General features: G+C 60.1%; 11 protein-coding genes. 8 read left to right on the top strand and 3 right to left on the bottom strand.

Annotated features, from left to right (window positions below; translation table 11 throughout):
• Window positions 1-109: 109 nt before the first annotated feature.
• The 8 genes from GVL52_RS02365 to GVL52_RS02330 all read left to right on the top strand — a co-directional run bounded on the left by GVL52_RS02365 (window position 110) and on the right by GVL52_RS02330 (window position 7656).
• Complete coding sequence (locus GVL52_RS02365) at window positions 110-1147, top strand: dipeptidase (RefSeq protein ID WP_160003697.1); 1038 nt, start codon at window positions 110-112, stop codon at window positions 1145-1147.
• A 183-nt stretch (window positions 1148-1330) separates the two neighbouring features.
• A complete protein-coding gene (locus tag GVL52_RS02360) occupies window positions 1331-2230 on the top strand; it encodes a polysaccharide deacetylase (RefSeq protein ID WP_160003695.1) in 900 nt (299 codons plus the stop codon).
• Between the two features lie 67 nt (window positions 2231-2297).
• A complete protein-coding gene (locus GVL52_RS02355; RefSeq protein WP_160003693.1) occupies window positions 2298-2591 on the top strand; it encodes a hypothetical protein in 294 nt (97 codons plus the stop codon).
• Entirely contained in the window at window positions 2588-3535 is a 948-nt protein-coding gene (locus GVL52_RS02350; protein ID WP_160003691.1) for a GTP-binding protein, read from the top strand. Before GVL52_RS02355 ends, GVL52_RS02350 begins: the two co-directional genes overlap by 4 nt.
• A gap of 154 nt (window positions 3536-3689) precedes the next feature.
• Complete coding sequence (locus tag GVL52_RS02345) at window positions 3690-4379, top strand: isochorismatase family protein (protein ID WP_160003690.1); 690 nt, start codon at window positions 3690-3692, stop codon at window positions 4377-4379.
• A 39-nt stretch (window positions 4380-4418) separates the two neighbouring features.
• A complete protein-coding gene (locus GVL52_RS02340) occupies window positions 4419-5288 on the top strand; it encodes a nitrilase-related carbon-nitrogen hydrolase (RefSeq protein WP_160003688.1) in 870 nt (289 codons plus the stop codon).
• 10 nt (window positions 5289-5298) lie between these two features.
• Window positions 5299-6606 (top strand): MFS transporter, encoded by a 1308-nt coding sequence (locus tag GVL52_RS02335; RefSeq protein WP_160003686.1) that lies wholly within the window; start codon window positions 5299-5301, stop codon window positions 6604-6606.
• A gap of 132 nt (window positions 6607-6738) precedes the next feature.
• Window positions 6739-7656, top strand: coding sequence for a LysR substrate-binding domain-containing protein (locus GVL52_RS02330; protein WP_160003684.1), 918 nt, complete (start codon window positions 6739-6741; stop codon window positions 7654-7656).
• A 120-nt stretch (window positions 7657-7776) separates the two neighbouring features.
• On the opposite strand, the gene GVL52_RS02325 is transcribed toward GVL52_RS02330, so the two are convergent.
• The 3 genes from GVL52_RS02325 to GVL52_RS02315 all read right to left on the bottom strand — a co-directional run bounded on the left by GVL52_RS02325 (window position 7777) and on the right by GVL52_RS02315 (window position 10577).
• Window positions 7777-8790 carry an ABC transporter ATP-binding protein gene (locus GVL52_RS02325; RefSeq protein WP_244619086.1) on the bottom strand — a complete coding sequence of 338 codons (1014 nt, stop codon included), beginning with the start codon at window positions 8788-8790 and terminating at the stop codon, window positions 7777-7779.
• A gap of 64 nt (window positions 8791-8854) precedes the next feature.
• The gene (locus GVL52_RS02320) at window positions 8855-9700 is read right to left on the bottom strand and encodes an ABC transporter permease (RefSeq protein ID WP_160003680.1); all 846 of its coding nucleotides are present in this window, start codon (window positions 9698-9700) and stop codon (window positions 8855-8857) included.
• A gap of 10 nt (window positions 9701-9710) precedes the next feature.
• Window positions 9711-10577, bottom strand: a complete 867-nt coding sequence (locus GVL52_RS02315) for an ABC transporter permease (RefSeq protein ID WP_160003678.1) — start codon at window positions 10575-10577, stop codon at window positions 9711-9713.
• Window positions 10578-10631: the final 54 nt, after the last annotated feature.

Genomic DNA, 10631 nt, shown 5'->3' with positions numbered 1-10631 from the left:
ACCAATTCCGTTTTTCGCAAGGGTTATGCGCGGATTGCATTTGTGGCCCGGCGCCGACATACCTTAGAGATTGTGCGACCTTCAGGCTTGTCTCAGGATTTTTGAAAAGATGCCGAATTCTCTCGTTCCAGTGTTCGACGGCCATAACGACGCGTTGCTGCGTCTGCACCGCAGCGGAGTTGAAGACCCGATCACGCCGTTTCTGGAGGGTGAAGCGTCCGGCCACATCGATCTGCCGCGGGCCCGCGCGGGCGGCCTGGCCGGCGGCCTTTGCGCCATCTACGTTCCTTCGCCCAGCATGACCAAGGACGCCAACGGCGATTTCCCAACGCCTGCCCAGCCGGATGCCCTGAATGAAACGCTGGCGATGGCGCGGCTGCTGTTCGATATCGAGAGCAGATCGAACGGCGCGCTGACCGTGTGCCGCAGTGCTGAGGATATCCGGCGCTCGATGGATGCCGGCAGTTTCGCCGCCGTGTTCCATATCGAGGGTGCCGAGGCGATTGCCGGAAATCTGGACGCGCTTTACGTGCTGCACCAGGCAGGCCTGCGCACGCTCGGTCCGGTGTGGAGCCGGCCCAACATCTTCGCTTACGGCGTGCCCTTCCGCTTCCCCTCGACGCCGGATATCGGGCCGGGCTTGACCGAGGCGGGCAGGGATCTGATCCGCGCCTGCAACGAGCTGAAAATCATGGTCGATCTGTCGCACATGAACGAACAGGGCTTCTGGGACATTGCCGCCTTGTCGAAGGCGCCGCTGGTCGCATCGCATTCGAATGTGCATGCGCTCTGCCCTCATAGCCGCAATCTGACCGATCGCCAGCTCGACGCGATCCGCGATACCGGCGGGCTCGCCGGCATCAATTTCGGCGTCCTGTTCCTGCGCGACGATGGCGTGCGGGATACCAACACCTCTCTTGATCTGCTTGTGCGGCACGTCGCCTACATTGCCGACCGGATCGGTATCGATCATGTCGCGCTTGGTTCGGATTTCGACGGGACGACGATCCCCGCCGAATTGAAGGATGCCGCGGGCCTTCCCCGGCTGATCGAAGCGCTTCGCGTCCACGGTTTCAACGATGAAGAACTTGGCAAGATTGCCTGGCGCAATTGGGTCGATGTGCTTGGCCGCAGCTGGTCGGCCTGATGTTCATCTCCTGATGATCCAGACGAAGCGATCACTCGGCGGTGTTTCATAATTGCGCTCAGCCCCGTCGCCCCGGAAGGCACGGGCTCGGGACCAAGAAAAATCTGTCAGCCGGATGGCTGGCCAAACATGTCCCCGGTCTTGTAGCCTGTCGGTCGCAAGGCAAAAAAAGGGGACGCCGGTATGAAGTCGATCAAGTGCAGTTTTGGAGTGGATATCGATTCCGTCGCGGGTTGGATCGGATCCTACGGTGGCGGAGATAGCCCCTCGGATATCCAGCGCGGTGTCTTCGCAACCGAGGTGGGAATTCCGCGCCTCCTGCGCTTGTTCAAGAAATACGGGATGACGAACACGTTCTTCATCCCGGGGCACTCGCTCGAAAGCTTCCCGAAGGAAATGGACATGATCGTGGCCGCGGGTCACGAAATCGGTGCGCATGGCTATCTGCACGAGAATCCGATCGCCATGACGCTGCAGCAGGAAGAGGATGTGCTGGCGAAGTCGATCGAGCTGATTGAGGCGCTCAGCGGCAAGAAGCCGCGCGGCTACGTGGCCCCATGGTGGGAGATGTCGGTGAACACGGCCGCATTGCTGCAGAAATACGGTTTCTCCTACGACCACAGCCAAGGTTACCGCGATTTCCAGCCGTTCTATGCCCGGGTGGGCGATCGGTGGAACACGATCGACTACACGCAGCCGGCATCGAGCTGGATGAAGCCGATGATCCATGGCGACGAAATCGATCTCGTCGATATTGGTGCAAACTGGTATGTCGACGATCTGCCGCCGATGATGTTCATGAAGGCTGCGCCGAACAGCCATGGCTTCGTGAGCCCCCGCGACATCGAGGATATGTGGCGCGAGCAGTTCGACTGGGTTTATCGCGAGATGGACTACGCAGCCTTCTGCTTCACCATCCATCCCGATGTTGCCGGCCGTCCTCAGGTGCTGATGATGCTCGAACGCCTGATCGACCATATCAACACGCATTCCGGCATCGAATGGCAGCCGTTCGAAACGATTGCCGACGATTTTCGTGCTCGCTTCCCCTTCGCGGGCAAGAAGCGGCCGGCCGTCATCTGAAGCATGCCCGACGTTGCCGAGGATAACTGCAATCCTCGGCACTCTCCAATTCTGAAAGGATGTGCAGATGTGCGCGGGTTGTGGCTATCCTCAACTGGCCGGCCAATGGACGGATGCCGCGGACACGTCGCCGCACGCGCGCATGGCAACGCGGATGGCGATGGCGCGGATCATTTCGTCGATGTTGCGCCCCTATCGCATCGGCGTGAAATCGCAGCTCAATTCTCCCGACTTCCTGCTGACCACGGCCACCGGCAAGCGCGCCATCTGCCGCAATTTCGATGACGTCTGGGCGACCGTAAACGCCTGGACGGGAGGGCGTTACGACCCGTTGGCTGAGCCGTCAGAGCCGGTGGCATGACGCAGGCGCTGATGTCCCTGTCGATTCTCGGCGGCTTTCTCGGTGCGGGCAAAAGCACCTGGCTGCGCCACCGGCTGTTCGAACAGGCGGATCGCCCGATCATCCTGCTGAACGAAATGGCTGAGGTGGCGGTCGACGAGTATCTCCTCGAGCGCGCCGAAACGTTGAAGGTGGTGGCCGGCGGATGCGCCTGTTGCGAACGGCTCGATGAATTTCTGGCGGTGCTGCACGAGATTTGCAACGATCGGACCAAGGATGGGCGTGGCGAACATCCGAACAGGACCATTCTGATGGAGACGAGCGGCATCGCGCAGCCCGCCCGGATTGTCCGGGCAATCCTGGACGATCCCGTCCTCAAACGCCATCTACGCCTTGAAAGCGTAATCGTTGCGGTCGATGCTCGGAATGGCTTTGCACGGCTCCTCGGCGATGGCCTCGCCCGTTCGCAGGTGGAGAGTGCAGACGAGATCGCATTGACCAAGGTTGATGTGTGTTCCCCCGATGATCTTGCGGATATGATCCATCTCATCGGGATGCTCAATCCGGTGGCGCCTGTCAGGGCCTACGCGTTTGGCAAGGAGCAGCAACTCCCGGTGATGCCGTCACCGCGACATGTGAGCTTCGAATTCCAGTCAGACGACGATCCACTTTGCTCAGTGACATTGCAACTCGGCGAGAACCCGGTCGATCCATCCGACTGGCATGCTTTCGGGGCCTTCATGACTGCCCTTCTGCATCGACACGGCGGTGATCTGATCCGCGCAAAGGGTGTTGTCGCATCGTCTCGTGGGCGGCTTCTGTTTCAGTCTGTCGCCGGCCATGTCCAACCATTGGAGCTGCTGGCGGGCGCGCCATCGGAGAGCGACAACAAGGTCGTCCTGATCGGCCGCCGTCACCAGCCGGAGCGCCTGGCAGCGGCTTGGCAGAGAACCCGCAGTCTGTAAGGCTGTCCCCGTCGTCGATCGCTGTTGGACGCACGACAAGCGAATGCGGAGACCTGAGCATTTCTCATCCGCGACCGAAGAAATCGCCATTCGCCACATGTGACCGCCGAAGCTAAGTTTGCTGCAGTTGTTGATAATGCAGAGGAAGAGGCGGATGGCAGTCTGGGACAAATTTCTTTCCGAGGATGACAAGAAGGTCATGGCGGTACGTAAGCCACGGGTGGCCAATGGTCCGGGCCAGCGCAATGCCCTGTTGCTGATTGACATGCAGGTGACTGCCTGCGGCTTCGACAAGCCGATCTACGAGCAGCTCGACGTGTACTCCGGCGCGTGTGGCCCGCATGCATGGAAGTCAATTCCATATCAGCAGCGCCTGCTCAGCGCTGCGCGTGCTGCAGGCATGCCGGTCATCTATTCCAAGCATGTCTTCTACGGTATCAGCGGTTTGCCTGCGGCCGACCCGTCGAACAACTTCAGCGCATTGAACGTGAATTCAGAGATACCTGTCGAGGTCGCGATGCAGCCCGGCGAGTTCCTCGTCGAGAAGCAGACGCCGAGCTGCTTCACCTTCACCAACCTGCATATGATGCTCAACAATCTCGGTGTTGACGGCCTGCTTGTCGGTGGCAACAGCACCAGCGGCTGCGTGCGTGCAACCTGCGTCGAGGGCATGGCGCTCGGCTACAAGATGCAGGTGATCGAGGAGGCGGTGTTCGACCGCATCGAGATGTCTCATGCCGCGGCACTCTTCGACATGCAGTTCAAGATCTGCGACGTGATCTCGGCGGACGAGGCGCTGCGGCAGATCAGCGAGAGTGCTTCGGTAGCGAGTGCCGCGGCCTGATTTCCTCCCGATATTCCATGGCATGAGAGAGACCGCATCATGACGTTTTTTGCCGCCGCACTACAGCTTGGCCCAGCCAGCCGCAGCATTGAGGCTACGGTTTCGCGCATTCTTCCCTTGCTGGATCAGGCAGCGGAACAGCAGGTCAGGCTGGTGGTGCTGCCGGAGCTGGCGCTGACGCCCTATTTCGGCGCAACGGTGCATGATCGTGCCGAGCTCTATGCCGCCAAGGCGGACAATGACGCCGCGATTGCCGCCGTGTCGGCAAAGGCGAAGGCGCACGGTATGGCCATCGTGCTGCCTTTTGCCGAACTGACCGGTCAGGGTGTTTATAATTCCATGGCCTTCATCGACAAGAGCGGCAGGCACGTGGGCACGTTCCGAAAAGTGCACATACCCGGTTTCGTCGAACCCAAGCCGAGCGGCGAAGTCACCATCCTGGAAAAGCGCTACTTCGCACCCGGCGATCTGGGCTTCGGCGTCTACGACACAGATCCGATCAAGCTCGGCGGACTGATCTGCTACGACAGGCGCTTTCCCGAAGCCTATCGTTCGCTCGCACTCAATGGTGCCGACATCGTCTGTGTCGGCTACAATACGCCTGTCATGGGGAGCAACACGCTTTCGAGCGCACGTCGCGCCTCCGAGCTTGCCATGTGCGGCGGCGCCTATTCCAACGGGACCTATGTGATCGCGGCCGGCAAGGCAGGTGTCGAAAACGGCATGCGTTACATCGGCGGCAGCCTGATCATCGGTCCCGACGGCGCCATTATCAAGAAGGCGAAGACCATGACGGATGAGCTCGTCGTCGCCGAGATCGATCTCGAGCGGCAAGCGTCAATCCGTGAGCGCTGGGGGTTCGACGTGAACCGGAAGCCGGACGAATACGTCATGAGAGCAGCTGTTTGACAGGTGAATGATGGCTGCCTCGATTGCACCCGGCCGCCTGGCCGGCCGATTTCCTGCACTCTGTATCCGCAATTTCAGGATCTTCTTCTTCGGTCTGCTCGTATCGGTGACCGGACCGTGGATGCAGACGACGGCGCAGGGATGGCTTGTCCTGAAGCTGACCAATTCGTCACTGGCGCTGGCCACCGTCGCGTCACTGCAGTTTCTGCCGATCATGTTGCTCGCGCTCATCGGCGGCGCCGTCGCCGACCGGTTTCCGCGACGAAAGCTGATGTTCTTCACCCAGGCGTTTGCAGCAGTGCAGGCCTTGGTGCTCGGGATTCTGGTTGCAACCAACACGGTGACCATCTGGCATGTCTATTGTCTTGCGCTGACGCTCGGCGTCATCAACGCGCTGGACACCCCTCTGCGGCAGGCATTCGTCAGTGAGCTGGTCGATCTTCCAAGTGTGCCGAATGCCGTTGCGCTAGTATCGATGATCCAAAATCTCGGCCGGATCGTCGGCCCGGCGATCGGGGGTGTCGTGATCGCGATCTTTGGTGTCGGAACAGCGTTCCTGCTCAATGCCCTGACCTTCGCCGCCATTCTGCTCGCTCTGGTGCTGATCCGCAGCAGCGAGCTGCAGCCAACGCGCTTTTCCGGCAAGCGCAGCGTGCTGATGCAGATCGGCGAGAGCGTTTCCTATGCCCGCAAGACGCCGACAATTCTGTTCCTGCTGATCGCCACAGCCTTTATCGGCATGTTCGGGCAGAATTTCACGACGATTGTGCCGCTTGTCGCCAACTACCTCGTGCATGCGAGCGCAGCCGAATTCGGCTTGCTCAACTCCTGCCTCGGGACCGGTTCGTTCGTGTCTGCCTTTCTGCTGACGAGCCGTGGCGCACCGTCTGTGCCGCGCATCCTGCTTTCCGGCCTCAGCTTCGGCCTTATGCTGATCGCCATATCCCTGACGGATAACCTCTGGCTCAGTTGCGGCCTCTTTGTCGTCGTTGGCGCCTCTGCCGTCACCTTCTCGGCCTCCGTCAGCGCTTCGCTGCAGCTTCAATCCCCGCCCGACATGCGCGGCCGCTTCGCCTCCATGGTGCATTTGCTGATCACCGGCTCCTCGCCGATCGGGGCTATGCTGACGGGCTTCGTCGCCGAACAATTCGGTGTCTGGGTATCGATCTTCACAAACGGAGCCCTGTGTTGCCTCGGCATGGGCCTGGCCTACGCCTATTTCCGGCGGATGCGACGCGAGATCGTTTTCGATCTGGGCAGGGCGTCAAAGCTTGCTGAGGAATTTGTCGATGGGCCGGTCGCCCGCCCCGCCGAGTAGGCTTTTGGCCGCCCGGAAAACCGATGCGCCTAAAAAATAAACGCGGAATGATATTGAACAAAAAATGTGCTTGCTGTCGGTTGATGCCCGTGTTTTCTTAAGCGCGGGGGGATCTGATACGGGGGCATTCTGATGAGACGACGTGTACCTCTCAATGCCGTTCGCGCCTTTGAAGCGGCAGCAAGACATAACAGCCTTGTCCGTGCGAGCGACGAACTCTGCGTGACGCCGACGGCGGTCAGTCACCAGATACGGCTTCTGGAGGAGTTTCTGCAGTCGAAGCTTTTCCTTCGAAAAAACAGCCGCCTGGAATTGACGCCTGAATCGCGCGCCTGCCTTGCGAAACTGACCGAGGCGCTCGACCTGATCGACGATGCTATCGTCTCGTTGCGCAAGCCGCTGGATATGCCCGATCGCCTCGTTGTCGGAGCTTCGGCTTCCGTGGCGTCGCTCTGGCTGATGCCGCGGCTCCAGCGGTTTTTCCGGATCTCTCCCGACATCGACATTTCGCTGACGACCTTCATCCAGCGCTCCCAGATCGAAGCGGATACATCTGACGTCTGGATCTGTAACTGGCGCACCAATCTCGACCGCAAGGTTGAACTGCTTCTTGAGGAAGAGATCATTCCGGTTTGCTCGCCGCAGCTTGCGCAGGAATATGGCGAACTCAGCTTTCGCTCGCTTCGCGATCTGCCGCTCGTCCATGTCGACCGCGCCAAGGCCGATAGCAACGGCCAGTATCCCGATTGGGAACGCTATCTCAGGGAATATGGCATTGCGCGCAACGACACGGCGAAAGGCCCGAGGTTCAATCAGGGCGGCCCGGCGATAGAGGCCGCCAAGGCCGGCATGGGCGCACTGCTCGGACGTTCGATCCTGATCGAGAAGGCGCTTGAAACCGGCGAACTGGTACGTCTCGGCGAAGCCTATCCTATCCGCAATCCCTATTATCTCGTCTCTTCGATGCAGGTGACATCGTCAGCCATCAACCGCTTCAAGGATTGGCTGTTTGCCGAGGCCGGCTCCAAGCCGGGTGTCTACGCTGCGTAAGCCGTATCTTACGCATTGTCGTCCAGTCGATTCTACATGAAAGCAAAGGCCGGATAGTCCGGCCTTTGCTTTCATGTCTGATTGGAATTGCGACAGAGCAGCCGGGCAGGATCCGGATCATCACCCCTGCAGGCTCCATTCATCATCGGGCGACCAGGAAACGGTGACCCTGTCGCCGACAGCATAGGGTGCCGCGAAGAACTGTCCGTCTGGAATGAGCGCCGACAAGGGCTGTTTGTCAGCCGTCATCAGATTGATCCGAACGGTCGGCCCCTGGTACTCCCGCCCCACCACCTCTGCCATCGTGTGGCGATCGTCGGACGCATTGGCGATGTGGCATTTGTCGGCGCGAACCGCCACCGTGCGGTCGCCGATGCGGATGACATTGTGGCCGCCGATGAAGCGGGCGACGAAGGCATTCGTTGGCTTCTCGAACACATCGCGCGCGGAACCCGCCTGCATGATCTTGCCGCCATTCATGACGACGATGACATCGGAAAGCGCCATGGCCTCTTCCTGGCTGTGGGTCACATGCACGAAGCTGATGCCAAGCTCCGTCTGTATCCGTTTCAGTTCGGCCCGCATGGCGATCCGCAGGAACGGATCGAGCGCGGAAAGCGGCTCGTCAAGCAGCAGCACTTTTGGTTTGGTGATCAGCGATCTGGCCAGTGCCACGCGCTGTTGCTGGCCGCCGGACAATTGGGCGGGCATGCGATCGGCGAGGTTCTCCATCTGCACCAGCGCCAGATATTCCATCGCCTCGCGGTGGCGCTCTGTCTTCGAGATCCCGCGCAATTTCAGAGAGAAGGCGACATTGTCGAGCACGCTCAGATGCGGAAAGAGCGCGTAGCTCTGGAACATCATCGACGTGCCGCGACTGACGGCGGGCGCGATGGTGACGTTCCTGTCCTGGATCAGGATATCGCCTTCCGAGACGATCTCATGCCCGGCAATCATCCGCAGCGTCGTCGTCTTGCCACAGCCGCTCGGCCCAAGCAGGCAGCAATAGCTGGCGGCGGGAATGCGCAACGATATCGTGTCAACGGCGGTGCTGTCGCCATAGTGCTTGGTCAGCGCGACCAGTTCGACGTCGTTGGTGCGCGGTCGTGCGGATTGCTTCGGGTCGCGGGACATGTCCGTTTCGGCCGCAAGTTTCTTGTCATGTCTCATGATGGTCACCTCTGGCTGAAATTTCCGGTCAATGGGCGCGAATGCGCAGGCGGCGGCGTCTTGCGATTGCCATCGTCAGAAGCAACGTGCCGATCACCAGCGAGAAGGAGAAAAGTGTAGTGACCGTGCCGACCGCAAACAGCACGGGGGAGGTGGCGGCGGTCAGCAGGCCGGTGATTTCCATTGGCATGGTGTTGCCGGTGCCGACATTCAGCGACGTGCGTGCCGCCTCCTCGTAGGATGAGGTGAAGCCGGCCATGAAGATGCCGATCACGCCCGGAAGGATGATCGGCAGGATCACCTCGCGAAACCGTTGCCAGCTGGTGGCCCCGAGATCGGTGGCCGCTTCCTCGTAGGATCTGTTGAAACGACCGAGCACGATGAACATGATCAGCAGACCGAAGGGTAGCGACCATGTGAGCTGGGCGCCGATGCCTGATGTGAACCACTCCACCTGATAACCCATCAGATTGAAGGCAAGCGCGATGCCGAAGCCGACGAAGATGCCGGGCAGCACCATCGATGTGATGGCCGAATAGAAGACGAAATTGGAGCCGGGGAATTTCCGCCGATAGGCCATGCCGGCGGCAACCGCGATCAGCACCGTCAGCGTTGCGACGATGGCGGCGAGCCGCATCGAGCGGATGAAGGAATCATGGATATCGCCGACGCCGGCGCCGCCGCTTCCGGCAAAGAGAACCTGAAACCAGTGCGTGGAGACACCGACCATCGGGAAGCTCATGCCGCCCGTCGGCCCCTGGAACGACAGGATGAAGACGCACAGCATCGGCCCGTAAAGAAATGCGAGATAGAGGGCGAAGATGGCGAACAGGAAATAGAAGGAACTCGGGCGGGGTTGTCCTCTTTCACGCATTCTCAATCTCCTAGTTCGCCAGTTCTTTGCGGATGTCGACGAGCCGCAACAGGGCTGCCACGAAGGTGAGCACGATCACCAGCATCACCACTGATTTCGCCGCTGCCGGCGGGTACTGGAAGGCATTGAGTTCGGTGGTGATCGCACCGACAGCGGTGTTGATCTGACCGCCACCCATCTGCTTGACGATGAAGAAGTCGCCCATCACTGCGGTGATGATGAAGATAGAGCCGATGGCGATGCCGGGCTTGACCAGCGGCAGGATGATCGAGGTGACGATCTGCCATTCGTTGGCGCCCTGGTCGCGTGCGGCGTGGATCAGGCTCTGGTCGATCTTGCTCATCGAGTTGGCGATCGGCCCGAGCATCGCCAGCGTCAGCACGTTGATATAGACGATGATCACCGAAAACTCGGAATAGAGAAGCCAGCTGAGCGGCTGTTCGATGACGCCGATGTCGAGCAGGGCCTTGTTGACCAGGCCCTCGCGCCCGAGCAGCGGGATCCAGGAGATCATCCGGATCGGTCCTGACGTCCAGAAGGGGATTGCGCAGGCGGCCATGCAGATCGCCCGCATGGCGCCGCTGCGGACGTGGAACACCAGGTAGTAGGAGATGGTGAACCCAAGCAGCAGCGTCACCGCCCAGACGATCGCCACGAACTTGAAGGTCTGTGCGTAAAGCCGCAGCGTCAGGTCCGAGGTGAAGATGTCGGTGTAATTCTCCCATAGGAGCTCGGGTATCACCTCGGCGAAGCCGTAATCCATGAAGCTGACAGCAAAGATCATGCACAGCGGCAGCAGCACCAGGCAGATCAGGATGATGGCCATTGGTGCGACCTGCAGGAAAGATGCGACACTTCCCGATGACGGTGCTTTCATCGATTGCGATCCTTGCTTGGAGAAGACATCTCAAGGGACGAGCGGCCGCATGAC

This window comes from Rhizobium sp. 18055 (genome assembly GCF_902706285.1).
GTDB lineage: Bacteria > Pseudomonadota > Alphaproteobacteria > Rhizobiales > Rhizobiaceae > Rhizobium.
The sequence above is the reverse complement of the archived record's forward strand: the minus strand, read 5'-3'. Positions and strand labels throughout refer to the sequence as shown.